Genomic DNA, 15,319 nt, shown 5'->3' on the forward strand with positions numbered 1-15,319 from the left:
TCGCCGATCTGGATGACATGATTGAAGCCATCGTCAAGGACCTTGCTCCTGAGCTGCTCGAACAGACCGCGATCGGCCTGAACAGCGCGGCGCAATTATTGCTGACGGCTGGCGACAATCCAGAGCGGTTGAAATCCGAAGCCAGCTTTGCCGCCCTGTGCGGCGTCAGTCCCGTGCCTGCGTCTTCTGGCAAAACTGTCCGGCACAGGTTGAACAGAGGCGGTGATCGCGCAGCCAACAGTGCGATCCACATTATCGCCATCGGACGTTTGCGACTGGACCCACGCACTCAAGCCTACATTGCCAAACGGATCGCTGCCGGAAACTCAAAGCTGGAAGCCATTCGCAGCCTCAAACGTTACATCGCACGCGAAGTCTTCGGCATCATCATGCGCCGCTACACAGAGATCAATCAGACACAAATCGCCGCTTGACTCTTAGAAGGGCGTCCAAGGATCGCAGTTCACCGGATCGGCCTGGATCACGACGCTGACCGAGACAGGCGTGCGCATCTCAATGGATGGACGGGGCCGCTACCTCGATAACATCTTCATCGAACGGCTGTGGCGGTCGCTGAAGCAGGAGGCGATCTATCTCGAAGAGATCAGCGACGGCTTCCAGGCTCGACGCGTCATCAAGGACTGGATGGCATTCTACAACACCGAGCGGCCCCATTCCGCGCTTGATCGGCAGACGCCCGACGACGCATTCTTCACAACAGAACAGACGCAAAAGGCCGCATGAAACCAGCCAGATTACATCTTAGCTGAGCCGAAAAACTGTCCAAATAACTGGGACTACTTCAAGGGGACCACCTCAACTATCTCAATATAGCTGGCAATCTTGAATGCCGTTTCATAATCGAAGGCCCCACTTTTGCGGCTCTGTTTCGACATACCTGATGCGATTTTTGTTGAAGAACGACGAACCAAAAAATCGCAATCGACCTCCGCGCCGGGCTTTCAGAACGCTTACTCTCAATATCAACCACGGAAGTTAAACTAGGACAGTTTCAACGCGGCTTCTATTTTTCGCGATTGAGATGCGCCCCCGGTATACCTAAGGCAAGATGCAACTGCGGTCTTTCAGCTTGCTCTAAATATCCCGGGGGAGGCTCCATCAGGAGCCGGGGGCAGAGCCCCTCTCTTTTATTTCACCGTTACTAGCGCGTGGCGCTTTTTGCCTGCGGATAGTTTGACCGGTGTCTTCAAATCATCTGCGGTGAACATCCTGCCCGCATCGGCGCAGCTGGTATCATCCACCTTAAGACCACCTTCCGAAATCAACCGTTTGCCATCTTTACCGGTTTTCGCAAGGCCAGAGCGCACAACAAGTTGCGCAAGGCTGATCCCATCGCCAATATCGTCTTGCGACAGTGCCAATAGTGGCAGATCGTCTCCGGTGCCGCCTTTTTCAAAGACCTCGCGTGCGGTTGCTTCGGCCGCTTTGGCCGCATCGGCGCCGTGCAGCAAGGTTGTGACCTCATTGGCGAGGATGATCTTACCCTCATTGATCTGTGAGCCTTCCAACGCTCCAAGACGGTTGCATTCCTCTACCGGAAGCTCTGTATACAGCTTCAAGAAGCGGCCCACGTCGGCATCTGTCGTATTGCGCCAGAATTGCCAGAATTCATAGGGGCTTAGCATATCGCCATTTAGCCAGATCGCGCCGCCCTGTGATTTCCCCATTTTGCGGCCATCTGATGTGGTCAGAAGGGGCGTCGTCAACCCATAGATCTCGCCATCCAACACGCGGCGTGTCAGGTCGATTCCGTTGATGATATTACCCCATTGATCCGATCCACCCATTTGCAGCAGGCAATTGTAGCGACGGTTCAATTCTAGGAAATCATAGGCTTGCAAGATCATATAGTTGAATTCAAGGAAGGACAGGGATTGCTCTCGGTCCAGCCGCGATTTCACCGATTCAAAGGAGAGCATCCGGTTGACCGAGAAATGCTTTCCGATGTCGCGCAAAAATTCCAGATAGTTCAGCCCATCCAGCCATTCGGCATTATTGCGCATCAGCGCGCCGTTCCCGGCCTCACCATACTCAAGGTAGCGCGCGAAAACCTGACCCATACCGGTGATATTTGCATCAATCTGTTCGGGGCCCAGCAGTGGGCGTTCATCAGACCGGAAAGACGGATCACCGACTTTGGTTGTGCCGCCCCCCATCAAGGTAATCGGCTTATGCCCTGTTTTTTGGAACCAGCGCAGCAACATGATATTGAGCAGATGGCCGACATGCAGTGATGCTGCCGTGGCATCATAACCGATATAGGCGGTTACCATCCCTTGCGATAGGTTCTCATCAAGCTCTTGCAGATCCGTGCAATCGGCAAGGAATCCGCGCTCGATGATGACACGGAGAAACTCTGATTTGGGATGGTAGGTCATCTGGCTTGTTCCTTTCTTTCGGCCATGCGTATATCGGGTGAACGGGTGAAGGGGAAGCCATGTTGAAAGCTGGGCCTGTTTGGGCAGCCGGTGCGATGTCGGGAACGTCATTGGACGGTGTGGATGCGGCGCTTTTATTGACCGATGGCGCACGAATATTGGACTTTGGACGTCACGGGTATCGGGCCTTTTCGCAGCAAGAGCGGGCGGTTTTACATGCTGCTTTGGGGTTGTGGCCGGGTGCGGACGGCGTTGATGCGGCGGCTGAGATCGTGGAAACAGCACATGCCGAGCTGCTAAGCGATTTTCTGGATGCGGATGTGATTGGGTTTCATGGCCAGACATTGGCGCATGATCCGATGGGGGCAGCAGGGTCGCGCCGCACGCATCAGGCTGGCGATGGCGCCATCCTGGCCGAGGTTCTGGGCCGACCTGTTGTGTGGGATTTCCGCTCTGCGGATGTGGAAATGGGCGGGCAGGGCGCGCCTTTGGCGCCGTATTTTCACTTTGCCTGTGCGAAATGGGCGGGTCTAACGCAGCCTTGCGTGTTTTTGAACCTGGGCGGTGTGGGGAATGTCACCTGGGTTGATCCGCGTAAATCCGGCCCCGAAGAAGCGGGCGCGGTTTTGGCCTTTGACACTGGGCCTGCCAATGCGCCGATCAATGATTTGATGCGTGCGCGGCGTCAGATGGAACGTGATGAAGGCGGCGCGCTTGCGCTGTCGGGGCAGGCGGATCCGGCGGTGGTTGAGACATTCCTTAGCCATCGATATTTCCATAAAATACCCCCCAAATCTCTGGATAGAAATGAATTTCGCGACATTCTGGAATTGGTGAATCCGCTTTCAGATGCCGATGCTGTGGCCAGCCTGGTGGCGATTGCCGCAGCCAGTGTCGCGGCCGGTTTTGATCATTTTCCTTCAGCGCCGGCTGCCGTGCATGTCTGTGGCGGCGGACGGTTGAATGAGGCCGTGATGACAGCGCTTGCGCGCATCCTGCCATGCCCAGTCGGCCCGGTAGAGGACCTTGGCCTGAATGGCGATATGTTAGAGGCGCAGGCATTTGCTTATTTGGCGGTGCGTGTTGCACGTGGCTTGCCGACATCGGGGCCAAGCACGACCGGGGTCGCAGCCCAAATAGGTGGTGGGCGTCTTAGCCGTCCAAGCTAAGGGTCAGCCCTTGTCTGCCTTACAGGCATTGGATTGGATAGTGATATGATTTTGAAAGGATATCTTATGCGGAAACTTTTGTTCACTTTGCCTTTGGTCCTAGCGGGCTGTTTTGGGCCGGCGCCTTTGGCCTATGATTACAACGGCCAGATTGTGACTATTGCTAAGGGAAATATCCCGTTAGACCCGGCCGCGCTGTCTGGCCCGGTTGCCGCACGCGCAACCGAGGTGTGTCAGATGAACGGTTTTGCTTCCTTGTCCTATTTGGGATTGAAACCTGCGGGCCATACGTTCTTTTGCAGCAATTGATACAAGCACCACTGCTGCGCCAAACTGTGCGGCAGTGGTGCGGCGGGGCATATCGTTTAGTCCTTGGACAGCAAATTGCGCGCCCCGCCTGAAATCAGCAAGGCTATCTCTGCAAGTGCCAAATAGGGCGATGCCCCTGGCGGAATTGCGATATAGCGTGCCTGCCAATTGGGGCGAAATTTCTGTTTGAACCGGCGTAGCCCCTCAAAATTATAAAATGCGCGACCATGGCGGAAAATCAGATTGCCAAACCGGCTGGTCAGCCGCGCGGAAGGGTGGTCGGACAGACCAGACAGCGGTGCCAGACCAAGGCTTAGCTGCGATGTGCCGCGTTCTTTCAGCGCCTCGATCAATGATAGGAACAGGAACTGCATGACCCCGTCGCTGTCGCTGGGGCGGTAGCGCATCAGATCGATGCCCATACGGACCGCGCCCGGATCGCCCAGCAAATTGGCAAAGCACAAGATACGCCCGTCGCAGCGGATCAAGGCCAGTTCACATTGGTTCAGATATTCCCGCGAGAATCGCCCGACGGAGAAGCCCTTTTCAGCCCCTTTTTGCCCGGCCAGCCACGCGTCGGAAATCTCTTCCAGTGCGTCAAGCAAGCTGTCGGAATGGGGTGGGGTGCACAGCTCCAGTTGGCGACCATCACGCTGTGCCCGGTTGTATTCGGCCCGCATCGTTTTGAATTTACTACCAGAGAGCGAAAACTCTTGCAGATTGACCACCGCCTCCTCGCCCAGTTTATGCAGCGTATAGCCCATATCAATCCACAGCGGCAGGTGGCGTTCTGAGACTTCGTAGAACACTGGCGTGGCACCGTCGCGGCGCGCGGCCTCGTGGAATTCCCATGCCAGGGCGCGGGCGGGGTCGGTCGCGCCCAACGGGTCGCCCAGAACAATGCGGTAGTTGCGTCGCGTCGCGAACATCACAAAGGCGCTGCCATCGGTATTCATCACCCGGTTCTTATCCCCCGTCAGGGCCAGCCATCCCTGCGGATCTGGCTGAGCGCGCAAGATCTGTAGCACATCTTCATCGCTGACTTGTGCGGCAGCGGGCAGCGCGGCACGCGCCGGGCGCAGGGCAAGATACAGCAAAAAACCCAACAGCAGTGCCGACACAAGCAGGCCTGCACGCAAGGCCGCCGGCGTCGCAGAGGCGGAGGTAAAGTCCAACCACAGTGCGTTGGAATAGGGCACGGCCTTATGCGCCAAGAAGAAAAACGCACCGGCAGCGGCCAGCAGACCAATGACCAGGGCGATCCATAATGGAGAAAAGACGCCTTCGGTCAGGCGGGCGCGGCGGTGAAAAGAAGATCGAAACGGCAGCAGCGCCAAAAGCGCGAGCACAGACAGGACGGCCGGTTCGATATTCATCCCGTCGATCAGCACGGCTACAGTGGCTGCTGCAATGGCCGCAAGCGTCAGCAAATAGGCCAGCCGGACACGGCGCATCAACGCATGTGACAACACTATCAACAACACGCCAGACAGCGCGAGGATCAGGGTTCCGCCCTCGGCCAAGACCGCACCGACCAGATCGACCTCATCGCTGATATGTTGCAACGGAGGCATCATCGCAACCAGCAAGAACCAAAAACCAAGCCCCAGAACGGCGGCGCCCGACAAGCGCGGCACGACCACTGACAGGGCGGTGGCAATCGGGCGCATTGGTGTTGATACCTCACCGAACAGGCGGGTGGCCCACCCCCCGGCCAAACGTGCCTCATTCACCAAAACAATTGTGAAAGCCAACGCGAAGGGCACCAGGAAATAAATTACCCGAAACAGCAGCAATGCGGCAGCTGCATCGCCTACCGGAACGCTTGCAGGTAGTGCGGTGATCACAACGGTTTCAAACACGCCCACGCCGCCCGGCACATGGCTTAGGATCCCGATCATCGCCGCCGCCGCATATATCGCCACGAAGCTGATGAAAGGCGGTGTGCCGATGGGCATTAAAAGCCACAACGTCCCGGCTGCCATAGCGCAATCCAGTGCAGCCACGCCTAACTGGCCAAACAGCACGCGTGGGGCCGGCATTGCAATGTCATGGCGCCCTAAATGCAACGTTTTTTCTGTGACGGACAGCCAAAGCGCACCGGTGAACACGATTACGGCGGTGGCGATTGCCAGCAGTTGAACCGTGGATACGCTGACAGGCAGGATCTGTGCTAAGACCGCAGGATGGATTGCCAAGGCGCAGATCCCTACGAGCGTTAGCCCGATCCCCATCGCGATCGCCACATAGGAGGAGAGAGCCGCGACATCAAACGCGTTCAGCCCGGCGGCAGAATAAATCCGGTATCGTATCGCGCCGCCTGATAAAACGCTTATTCCGACTGTGTTACCAAAAGCATAGCCCAAGAACCCGCCCAAAGCGACAGTCCGGGGTGGCAGCGACTTCCCCAGATATTGTAACGCCCACCAATCATAACCGATCATCGCAATATAGCCCACCGCCGTGGCCGCCAAGGCCCCGATCAGCACCATCGGCGGCGTTGCTCTGGCCCTGGCAATCACATGCGCCAGATCAATTGTTAGCAGCAGGTGATGCAGCGCCCATAGCCCAAACAAAAACAGAACCAATCCGATCGCAATGGGGCCAAGCGTGCGCAACCGTGAGGGAAGCATGTGCATGGCGACAGGGGCTGAAATGGTCATGGTCAGGTTCCTATGCGATCTAGGCCTAATGGTCGATTTCATGGCCTTGAGGCCAGGTTGACTTGCGGTAAGGCGATTAGGCCCCGTGATGCAAGATCAAAACGCCCATGCGGCAGCATAGGCCGACTGGGGCAGGCCAGGCCGCCACACTTTAACGGCGCAGTGATCGCGTGTGATCTATCGCGCCGCAGGCGGCCTGACATGGCCGGAATTTGAATTTTTTGTAAGAATCGGCCGCCCCGAACACGGTGGTATCTGGCGCAAGAGAATGCGCTGTCTGGACATATGTTTTGGGGGGATATGTTAAGGGGCGGCTGCGATTTGGGCCAGACATGTGGGCGTGCCAAAGCCACCGGATTTGGTGATCAAACGGGTTGGACGCCCATCAAGCATGATTTGGCAATCGGGCAGGCCGGGCAGCGCTTCGCCCAAGACATCGATCAGGCCAATGCCTGACAGCTCCATGATACTATCGGCCGTTTCCCCACCCGAACACAGAAGAAGCGCCAGAGGCTGTGCGCAAAGCTGTTGCACGGTGGCGGCAAAGTCCGCCCCGGCGCGTTGGGGAGAGACAATGTCCGGCCCGGCAACCATCTGCACGATACATAGCTCAGTGTTCAGGGGCCGCGCGTCGGCAACACCATTGGGGGCCAAAATGACATCGGCTGCATGGGTTGCGATCATATGCGCGGTCTGGGCGATCGTGATCGGATCACGCGAGCCGATGGCAAATAAACGCGTTCCCGCAGCGATTTTTGGCAAATCGGTGTTTCGCCCAGACATTTGACGCGCCAAGGCCCCGGCCAAACCGGCTGCGCCCACCAGAAGGGCATGCCCCGCCTGTGCGACAAGCGCATCCAGATCGGACTCAGTCATGGCGTCGGGACACTGCGCCTGCGTCCCCATCACCTGTGCGATAGGGATGGGCGTCGCGACACCCGCGCCACGGACATAGCCTGCAAAAACATGTCGGTTCTGTGCTGGAATGGCGGGGCAGATCAGCACGGGCTGTCCAGGGGCGCGCAATATCTGCGTTTCTGCCCGGGGATGGCCCTTTAACCGCGAGTCGATCTTCTTAAACACGCGCGGGATCTTATGTTTGCGTGCCCAATCCGCGACTGCCTGCGTCTTGCGTTCTGCGGCATCTTGTGTGCCTTCGCGGCTAGCGGTTGATACGGCGATCACCTGTGCCCCGGTGGCGCGTGCGCTCTCCAGATCCGCAGGCCTGCGTGCGGCCACCACATGCAGGCCACGTGCTGCAAACATCGCTGCGCTGTCCAATGCCCCGGTCAGGTCATCGGCCACAATCAGCAGGCGCATCAGCCGATGGCTCCGATCGCACGGCCCGCAGGGGACAATTGCCCCGCATAGCGTAGCGCAGCAATCAGGCTTTCGTGACGCGCGATCCCCTTGCCTGCGATGTCAAACGCAGTCCCATGGTCAACCGATGTGCGGATGATCTGCCCCTTAAGCCCCACGGTAATATTCACGCCTTCATCAATCGACATGACCTTGACCGGGCCGTGGCCTTGATCGTGATAACATGCGACGACTACGTCAAAATCCCCACGGCCTGCGCGGTAAAACAACGTGTCGGCGGGCAGTGGCCCTTGTACGTCTATTCCTTCGGCGGCGGCGCGTTTGATCCCCGGTTCCAGCTTCTCTTCCTCCTCGCCCTCTCCAAATAACCCGTTCTCACCAGCATGCGGGTTGATGCCACATACCGCTATACGCGGCGTCTCGCCCGCGGCGGTCAATGTATCATGGGCCAGTTTAATCACCTGATAGGTCCGTTCTGGCGTGATCCGGCGTATAGCCTCAATCAGGCCGACATGAGTGGTCAGATGGATCACTTTCATCTTCGGTGTGGCCAACATCATGGAATAGCTGTCAGTCCCGGTCAATGTCGCCAGAATTTCGGTATGGCCGGGGAAAATATGGCCACCGGCATGCAGCGCCTCTTTGTTCAGCGGTGCAGTGGCGATGGCAGCCACCTGATGGGCCTGTGCCATCTCAACCGCGATACGCAGAAATTCATATGCTGCATGGCCTGCACGGGCATCGACATGGCCAAAGGGCAGGTCGCCTACATCCAACCCCGGATCCACGCAGATCGCGCGCTGGGGTGTCGGCTCAAACGGCAAGGGCGCGCCCGGCGCGATCGTTTCGATGTCAAATTGGCATCCGGTTAACGCGGCGGCGCGTGACAACATGGCACCATCGCCCACGACCACGGGGCGGCAAATCTCCCATGTTGCCGGATCGTTCAGGGTGCGGGCAGTGATTTCGGGACCAATGCCGCAAACGTCGCCCATCGTGATGGCAATGACTGGTTTCATGTTGCTCTCCCAATATGGACGAATCTGCCGTCCTTTGGGATATATTGAACGATTGTGGTGCGAAATGAAAGATACTGAAAGCAGATGATGGAATTTGTTGCCGCACTGCGATAGGCTGGTGCAAATAGATCAGGAGAGCACAGATGCTGGCAGCCAAACGGCAGGCGCGAATTGTGGAAATGCTGCGCGGGGATGGCATGGCATCGCTGCGTGATCTGGCCATCGCGCTTGGCAGCTCGGTGTCGACGGTGCGCCGTGATGTCGAACAGCTGTGCGAAGCGGGTGTTTTGGCGCGCACGCATGGTGGTGCCGTGCTTAAGGCACCTGGTGCGCGGGCCTTTGAACCCGATCGCACGGTCTCTGCCGGTATGGATCATGGGGCCAAACGCGCCATCGGGCAGGCGGCAGCGCAGCTGGTCGCACCGGGACATGCAGTCATTTTCGACAGCTCCAGCACCGCATTAGAGGCCGCGCGGGCACTCATCATGGCCGGGACAGAATTTACCGCCGTAACCAATGATTTGGCCATCGCACAATTGCTGTCACAGGCTGGTCATCGTCAAACCCATCTGACCGGGGGGATCATGCGCCCGGGCACGCAGACATTACTGGGGGCGGCGGCTTTAGCGTCGATCACCCGGTTACATGCCGATATTGCGTTCATCGGCGCGCATGCGGTGGATCTGGCCGGACCTTCTGACAGCAGCATTGAACTGGCCGAGATCAAATCCGCCTTTATTGGTGCTGCGGATCAGGTGGTGCTGCTGGCCGATCATTCAAAGTTTTCTGAGAAATCCTTTTGCAGGTTTGCGCAACTGGGACAGTTCGATCAGATCATCAGCGACAATCAGCTTTCTGATTGTATGGCACAGGCTTACCGTGACGCCGTAACGGTGCAGCGGGTGGTGCAGGGCGGCAAATGAGACCACTGGCCAAAGTTATGCGCCTCTTAGACCGGGCCGCTTCGCCAGCCACAGGGCGCCCGCAAAAGATCGCGTGATCGCGCCCCTTGGGGCGGGATCTCAATTGGATTACATCTGCGGTGCAATCAACGTGCAGTGGCCAGTGCAAGACCGTCAACTACGGCGGTAAAGGCTTCGGAACGTTCAAGCGCCGCGCCGGGGCAAATCAACTGAGCCTCATCCGCGATCATCTTCATCAAAGACGAGCCGCCCACCAAGATCACCGTGCCGATATCTGCCGGTGTGACCTGCGCTTGTGTCAATGTTTCATAGATTGCCTGGCGCAGTGGCTCGCGCAGTTTGGCCAATGATGCGTTCAACGTGCCAGGGGTGATCGGCACCGAAAGTTTTGGCTCAATGAACCCCATCTTGATGTGCGCCGGGGCGTGTGCCGCGCCATTTGCCGCGATCTTGCCGGCCTCGACCGCGAAGGCCAGCTCATGACCAAGGCGATCTTCGATCACGCGTTTCAGGCGCTGCATCTTGATCGGCTCGACCGCGTGGCGCAGCATATCATCGGCGGTGCGGGCGGTTTCCCGCGTATAGGCGAAAGGGATCTTGGCCCAGCTGGACAGTTCGACATAGATCGCTTTGGGCACGGGCAGCAGCCCATCCCCCAAGGTGCGCTTCAATTCTCCGCCAAGGCCCAGCATTGGCATGGCGTGATCCATAGAGACAGCATGGTCAAAATCTGTCCCGCCCAGACGGATACCGTGATTGGCCAGGATTTCGACCTGCATGCCGTCACCGCGAAACACCGAAAAATCCGATGTACCACCGCCAATATCCACGATCAGCCCGATCTGGCCGCTTTTGTTCAGGCCATGCGCCGCAAGGGCTGCGGCCTCTGGTTCTACCAGAAAGCTGATCTGTTTAAACCCAGCCTGCCGATAGCAGCTGCGCAGATCGCGTTCGGCCTGTAGATCGCGCTCTGGGTCATTGGTGTGAAAATGCACAGGCCGGCCCGACAGCACGTGCTCAAATGTGTGGCCCGCCCGGGCTTCGGCCCGCGCCTTCACCACGGACAAAAACTCTGCGACAACCTGCGATAAGGAACGCCGCTTGCCCCCCAGCAGTTGAACTTCATGAAACAGGGATGTCCCCAATACCGATTTCAGCGCACGCATATAGCGGCCTTCATCGCCTTCAATCAGTGCTTCCGATGCCTCCTGACCAATTAGCATTTCGCTGCGATCATCGGGGAAGAACACTGCCGTAGGCAGCGTATCGGCATTGGCTTCGATTGGCAGGCGGATGATTGCGCCGTCATGCAACATCGCACAGGCGGAATTTGATGTGCCGAAATCGACCGCAAGGATGGGGGAGGGAGGGGCGCTGGTCATCGGGGTCTCTCACTTGGCTCGAACGCAAGCAGGCGTGTTAGCGAAGCGCGCTGACCGGCGCAACCCCCACGCGACATCCATAACCCTTGGGCCCGGGGGCGGCCAAAAGGGGCGCGTTATGACAGGCGCTGTTTGCGCACATATAGCACCATGTGATGGTTCACGATATCATAGCCCAATTCCGCGGCCAGTTCGGCTTGCAAACGTTCGATCCGCTCTGAGCAGAATTCGACCACCTCGCCGCTGTCGACATCGATCATATGGTCGTGGTGGTCGGCATTGGCATGTTCAAACCGTGCCGATGTTCCTTCAAACTGATGCCGATGGATCACGCCTTGTTCCTCTAACGCGGTCAGGGTGCGATAGACGGTCGATAGGGAAATTCCCGGCAGCTGTGCCTCAGCCCGGCGCTGCAGTTCTACCGCATCGGGATGATCGTCAGACGCCGCCAAAACGGCCAGCAACGCGGCGCGCTGCTTGGTAATGCGAATGCCCGCTTGGCGCAGGGCGTGAGTCAGGGTTTCGGTGCGATCCATGCCGTATTTTTGCCCGGAATGGGCGCTCACATCAAGTGTTTCTTGCAAATGGTTCGCAACTGGCTTGACAGTTGCAATTGATTCCTAACTAGATTGTCATGCACTTGCTGTTTCTAGGAAGGAACATCTCATGATCTCTCGGCGCGCCATTTTGGGCACCGTGACCGCCGCTGTGATGGCCTATGCCCTGCCTGCCGCCGCGCAGGACCGGTTGAAGGTTGTCACCACATTCACCGTCATCGCGGATATGGCGCAAAATGTTGCCGGTGACGCCGCAGATGTTGTGTCTGTGACCCGTCCAGGGGCAGAAATCCACGGCTATCAACCAACGCCGCGCGATCTGCTGCGTGCCCAAGATGCCGATCTGATCTTGTGGAACGGGCTGAACCTTGAACGCTGGTTCGAGCAATTCTTGACGAACCTGCAAGATGTGCCTGCGGTGGTGGTGTCAGACTCGATCACGCCGATGCCGATTTCTGGTGGCGCCTATGACGGAAAGCCCAATCCGCATGCTTGGATGGCTCTGTCTTCGGCGCAGATATATATTAACAATATTCGCGATGCTTTGGTTCAGGCAGATCCTGCCAATGCGAAGGTTTATCAAGCCAATGCAAAGGCTTATAAGGCAAAGCTGGAAGATCAGATTAAACCTTTGCGCGACGCTGCTCTGGCCTTGCCCGAAGACCGGCGCTGGCTTGTGACATCTGAAGGGGCATTTTCCTATCTGGCACGGGATTTCGGCCTTAAAGAGCTGTTCTTATGGCCAATCAACGCCGATGCGCAGGGCACGCCCCAACAGGTGCGCAATGTGATTGACCAAATGCGCGCGCACGATATTGGGGTTGTTTTCTCTGAATCCACGGTGTCGGATAAACCCGCCAAGCAGATCGCGCGTGAAACCGGCGCGGCCTATGGCGGTGTGCTATATGTCGACAGCCTGTCAGAACCTGGCGGCCCGGTTCCCACCTATCTGGACCTGCTGCATGTCACCGCGCAGACGATTTTGGATGGGCTGACGGCCCGTGATGGGGTGACGCAATGACGGCCACTCCAGATGGCATTTGCGCTAAGGGTGTTACCGTTACCTATCGCAATGGCCATACCGCATTGCGCGATGCAAGCTTCACTGTGCCAACCGGGTCCATCACGGCACTGGTCGGTGTGAACGGGGCAGGAAAATCCACACTGTTTAAAGCGTTGATGGGGTTTGTTCCCGTCAGCGCAGGGACAGTCACCTTACTGGGGCTGCCGGTCACTCAGGCGATGAAATCGCAATTGGTCGCCTATGTCCCACAGTCGGAAGAGGTCGACTGGTCCTTTCCGGTGCTCGTCGAAGATGTAGTGATGATGGGCCGATATGGCCATATGGGTTTTCTGCGCCGGGCGCGTGCATTAGACCGGGCGGCAGTGGATGCGGCGCTACGCCGGGTCAATATGACCGACTTTCGCAAACGTCAAATCGGAGAACTGTCCGGCGGGCAGAAGAAACGCGTGTTTCTGGCCCGTGCTTTGGCGCAAGATGCCCGCGTAATTTTGCTTGATGAACCCTTTACCGGTGTCGATGTCAAAACCGAGGACCAGATCATCGCCTTGCTGCGCGATCTGCGCGACGAGGGGCGTGTGATGTTGGTCGCGACCCATAATCTGGGCAGTGTGCCGGAATTTTGTGACCGCTGCGTTTTGGTCAAAGGGACAGTTTTGGCCTATGGGCCGACTGCCGAGGTATTCACCCCTGACTATCTGAAACAGACTTTTGGCGGGGTGCTGCGCCATTTCGTGTTAGGCGGCGCTGATGCGGCAATTGGTGTGCCACAGCGCACAGCCAAGACCGATGACCCGTCGGAGACCTGCGCATGACAGTGCTGCTGGAGCCGTTTCAATATGGCTATATGACCAATGCGATATATGTGTCGGCTTTGGTGGGGGCGGTCTGTGCCTTTCTTTCTGCTTATCTGGTGCTTAAAGGGTGGTCGTTGATCGGTGATGCGCTGTCCCATAGTATCGTTCCGGGCGTTGCTGGGGCCTATATGCTGGGGCTGCCCTTTGCGCTTGGGGCGTTTTTATCGGGCGGATTGGCGGCATTGGCGATGCTGGTGTTGCGCAGTTATTCCGGGCTGAAAGAAGATGCGGTGATTGGGCTGATCTTTACTTCTTTCTTCGGTTTGGGGCTGTTCATGGTGTCATTGAACCCGATGGCCGTATCGGTTCAGACCATCACAATGGGAAATATTTTGGCAATTTCCCCGGCGGATACGCTGCAATTGCTGCTGATTGGCGGAGTGTCCCTGGTGGTTTTGTTGGCTAAATGGCGCGATCTTCTGGCGGTGTTTTTTGACGAGGCACATGCGCGTTCCATCGGTTTGAATGTCACTGCGTTAAAGGCGGTGTTCTTTACGTTGTTGGCGGCTTGCACGGTGGCAGCGATGCAGACGGTCGGCGCGTTTTTGGTTATTGCACTGGTGGTGACGCCGGGCGCAACGGCCTATCTGCTGACCGACCGGTTTCCGGTGATGATTGCGATTTCCGTGGCAATTGGCGCGTTTAGCGCAGCTTTTGGCGCCTATCTGAGCTATTTTTTGAATGGGGCAACAGGCGGGGTGATCGTCTGTCTGCAAACCTTGATGTTTTTGCTGGCCTTTGTGTTCGCGCCCAAACATGGGACTTTGGCGGCGCGGGGGCGGATGCGTCAGGCTGGGGGCGAAGATCATGGATAATCTGCTGCTGCCGCTGCAATTCCCTTTCATGCAAAATGCCTTTTTGATCGTGATCTTGATCGCGCCTGCAGCAGCGATCTTGTCGTGCTTTTTGGTGCTGAAGGGGTGGTCGCTGATGGGTGATGCCACCAGCCATGCCGTTTTGCCTGGCGTTGTTCTGGCCTATGTCGCGGGGGTGCCGCTGTTGATTGGCGCTTTTGTCGCGGGCCTGTTTTGTGCCCTGGCGACCGGCTTTATCCGTGATAACAGCCGGGTAAAGCAAGATACGGTGATGGGCGTGATTTTCAGTGGCATGTTTGGGCTGGGCGTCGTGCTTTATACCAAGATTGAAACGGATCTGCATCTAGATCACATCCTGTTTGGCAATATGTTGGGTATTGGCACATCGGATCTGTTGGTGTCAGGGGCGATTGCGCTGAGCGTGGCCGTGGCGCTTTTGGCGCTATGGCGTGATCTTCTGGCCCATGCGTTTGATCCGGTGCAGGCCCGCATGGTGGGCTTGCGCATCAACATGTTGCATTATGGGCTGCTGGCAGCAATTTCAGCGGTGATTGTGGCCATGCTATCGTCGGTCGGTATCATTTTGTCTGTGGCCTATCTGATCGCGCCGGGGGCCATTGCGTTTTTGCTGGTGCGCCGGTTCTCGGCCATGATGTGGGCCGCAATGGGCGTGACATGGGTGGCCGGGATTAGCGGAATTTATCTAAGCTTTTGGTTGGATTCTGCGCCTGCGCCAACGATCGTCTTGATCCTGACTGCAATGTTTTTGGCTGCGTTAGCACGGATGCAAATTCGGCAGCGGCGGGCCGTTACGCACGAGAGGCCATAGGCAATTTCACTGGCAGGTGATCTGTGGGCCACGGCGCGGTGGCCCACAGACAGTTT

General features: G+C 57.5%; 14 protein-coding genes and 1 pseudogene. 9 read left to right on the forward strand and 6 right to left on the reverse strand.

Annotated elements, in window-relative coordinates; all coding sequences use genetic code 11:
* Both BFP70_RS12550 and BFP70_RS12555 read left to right on the forward strand, forming a co-directional pair.
* Positions 1-434: transposase (locus BFP70_RS12550; RefSeq protein ID WP_141693190.1), on the forward strand; the 434-nt coding region annotated here is incomplete at its 5' end.
* 70 nt (positions 435-504) lie between these two features.
* Positions 505-705 (forward strand): annotated as a pseudogene (locus tag BFP70_RS12555) (integrase core domain-containing protein); the annotation flags it as partial.
* Between the two features lie 443 nt (positions 706-1,148).
* Here the strand turns inward: BFP70_RS12555 and tyrS are convergent.
* Positions 1,149-2,399 (reverse strand): tyrosine--tRNA ligase, encoded by a 1,251-nt coding sequence (gene tyrS, locus BFP70_RS12560; RefSeq protein ID WP_066012010.1) that lies wholly within the window; start codon positions 2,397-2,399, stop codon positions 1,149-1,151.
* A gap of 59 nt (positions 2,400-2,458) precedes the next feature.
* Here tyrS and BFP70_RS12565 point away from each other — a divergent pair, with 59 nt between their 5' ends.
* Positions 2,459-3,568, forward strand: a complete 1,110-nt coding sequence (locus BFP70_RS12565) for an anhydro-N-acetylmuramic acid kinase (protein WP_066012011.1) — start codon at positions 2,459-2,461, stop codon at positions 3,566-3,568.
* Positions 3,569-3,634: 66 nt separating this feature from the next.
* Positions 3,635-3,877 carry a hypothetical protein gene (locus tag BFP70_RS12570; RefSeq protein WP_141693191.1) on the forward strand — a complete coding sequence of 81 codons (243 nt, stop codon included), beginning with the start codon at positions 3,635-3,637 and terminating at the stop codon, positions 3,875-3,877.
* 56 nt (positions 3,878-3,933) lie between these two features.
* Here BFP70_RS12570 and mprF read toward each other — a convergent pair whose 3' ends face one another.
* The 3 genes from mprF to pdxA form a co-directional block, all read right to left on the reverse strand.
* Positions 3,934-6,540 (reverse strand): bifunctional lysylphosphatidylglycerol flippase/synthetase MprF, encoded by a 2,607-nt coding sequence (gene mprF, locus BFP70_RS12575; protein ID WP_255356700.1) that lies wholly within the window; start codon positions 6,538-6,540, stop codon positions 3,934-3,936.
* Between the two features lie 303 nt (positions 6,541-6,843).
* Positions 6,844-7,860, reverse strand: coding sequence for a four-carbon acid sugar kinase family protein (locus tag BFP70_RS12580; RefSeq protein ID WP_066012013.1), 1,017 nt, complete (start codon positions 7,858-7,860; stop codon positions 6,844-6,846).
* On the reverse strand, positions 7,860-8,879 hold the full coding sequence (gene pdxA / locus BFP70_RS12585) for a 4-hydroxythreonine-4-phosphate dehydrogenase PdxA (RefSeq protein WP_066012014.1): 1,020 nt from the start codon (positions 8,877-8,879) through the stop codon (positions 7,860-7,862). Before pdxA ends, BFP70_RS12580 begins: the two co-directional genes overlap by 1 nt.
* A 143-nt stretch (positions 8,880-9,022) precedes the next feature.
* Between pdxA and BFP70_RS12590 the strand changes: the two genes are divergently transcribed.
* Complete coding sequence (locus tag BFP70_RS12590; protein ID WP_066012015.1) at positions 9,023-9,802, forward strand: DeoR/GlpR family DNA-binding transcription regulator; 780 nt, start codon at positions 9,023-9,025, stop codon at positions 9,800-9,802.
* 125 nt (positions 9,803-9,927) lie between these two features.
* Here the strand turns inward: BFP70_RS12590 and BFP70_RS12595 are convergent, their stop codons facing one another.
* Both BFP70_RS12595 and BFP70_RS12600 read right to left on the reverse strand, forming a co-directional pair.
* Positions 9,928-11,184, reverse strand: coding sequence for an Hsp70 family protein (locus BFP70_RS12595; RefSeq protein ID WP_066012016.1), 1,257 nt, complete (start codon positions 11,182-11,184; stop codon positions 9,928-9,930).
* A gap of 116 nt (positions 11,185-11,300) precedes the next feature.
* On the reverse strand, positions 11,301-11,750 hold the full coding sequence (locus tag BFP70_RS12600; RefSeq protein ID WP_369820206.1) for a Fur family transcriptional regulator: 450 nt from the start codon (positions 11,748-11,750) through the stop codon (positions 11,301-11,303).
* 100 nt (positions 11,751-11,850) lie between these two features.
* On the opposite strand from BFP70_RS12600, the gene BFP70_RS12605 reads away from it, so the two are divergent.
* The 4 genes from BFP70_RS12605 to BFP70_RS12620 are packed head-to-tail and all read left to right on the forward strand — an operon-like array spanning position 11,851 to position 15,263.
* Positions 11,851-12,762, forward strand: a complete 912-nt coding sequence (locus BFP70_RS12605) for a metal ABC transporter substrate-binding protein (protein ID WP_083217493.1) — start codon at positions 11,851-11,853, stop codon at positions 12,760-12,762.
* A complete protein-coding gene (locus tag BFP70_RS12610) occupies positions 12,759-13,577 on the forward strand; it encodes a manganese/iron ABC transporter ATP-binding protein (RefSeq protein WP_083217494.1) in 819 nt (272 codons plus the stop codon). Before BFP70_RS12605 ends, BFP70_RS12610 begins: the two co-directional genes overlap by 4 nt.
* Positions 13,574-14,434 carry a metal ABC transporter permease gene (locus tag BFP70_RS12615; protein WP_066012017.1) on the forward strand — a complete coding sequence of 287 codons (861 nt, stop codon included), beginning with the start codon at positions 13,574-13,576 and terminating at the stop codon, positions 14,432-14,434. The genes BFP70_RS12610 and BFP70_RS12615 overlap by 4 nt, the downstream gene beginning before the upstream one ends.
* On the forward strand, positions 14,424-15,263 hold the full coding sequence (locus BFP70_RS12620; RefSeq protein ID WP_066012155.1) for a metal ABC transporter permease: 840 nt from the start codon (positions 14,424-14,426) through the stop codon (positions 15,261-15,263). The genes BFP70_RS12615 and BFP70_RS12620 overlap by 11 nt, the downstream gene beginning before the upstream one ends.
* Positions 15,264-15,319: the final 56 nt, after the last annotated feature.

This window comes from Thioclava sp. SK-1 (genome assembly GCF_001705665.1).
Taxonomy (GTDB): domain Bacteria; phylum Pseudomonadota; class Alphaproteobacteria; order Rhodobacterales; family Rhodobacteraceae; genus Thioclava.

What these genes read in the sequence shown, in the direction of transcription:
- BFP70_RS12590 (WP_066012015.1), top strand. Translation starts at nt 9,023, where the DNA reads ATGCTGGCAGCCAAACGGCAGGCGCGAATTGTGGAAATGCTGCGCGGG.
- BFP70_RS12605 (WP_083217493.1), top strand. Translation starts at nt 11,851, where the DNA reads ATGATCTCTCGGCGCGCCATTTTGGGCACCGTGACCGCCGCTGTGATG.
- BFP70_RS12610 (WP_083217494.1), top strand. Translation starts at nt 12,759, where the DNA reads ATGACGGCCACTCCAGATGGCATTTGCGCTAAGGGTGTTACCGTTACC.
- mprF (WP_255356700.1), bottom strand. Translation starts at nt 6,540, where the DNA reads ATGACCATTTCAGCCCCTGTCGCCATGCACATGCTTCCCTCACGGTTG.
- BFP70_RS12565 (WP_066012011.1), top strand. Translation starts at nt 2,459, where the DNA reads ATGTTGAAAGCTGGGCCTGTTTGGGCAGCCGGTGCGATGTCGGGAACG.
- tyrS (WP_066012010.1), bottom strand. Translation starts at nt 2,399, where the DNA reads ATGACCTACCATCCCAAATCAGAGTTTCTCCGTGTCATCATCGAGCGC.
- BFP70_RS12615 (WP_066012017.1), top strand. Translation starts at nt 13,574, where the DNA reads ATGACAGTGCTGCTGGAGCCGTTTCAATATGGCTATATGACCAATGCG.
- BFP70_RS12580 (WP_066012013.1), bottom strand. Translation starts at nt 7,860, where the DNA reads ATGCGCCTGCTGATTGTGGCCGATGACCTGACCGGGGCATTGGACAGC.
- BFP70_RS12570 (WP_141693191.1), top strand. Translation starts at nt 3,635, where the DNA reads ATGCGGAAACTTTTGTTCACTTTGCCTTTGGTCCTAGCGGGCTGTTTT.
- BFP70_RS12595 (WP_066012016.1), bottom strand. Translation starts at nt 11,184, where the DNA reads ATGACCAGCGCCCCTCCCTCCCCCATCCTTGCGGTCGATTTCGGCACA.
- pdxA (WP_066012014.1), bottom strand. Translation starts at nt 8,879, where the DNA reads ATGAAACCAGTCATTGCCATCACGATGGGCGACGTTTGCGGCATTGGT.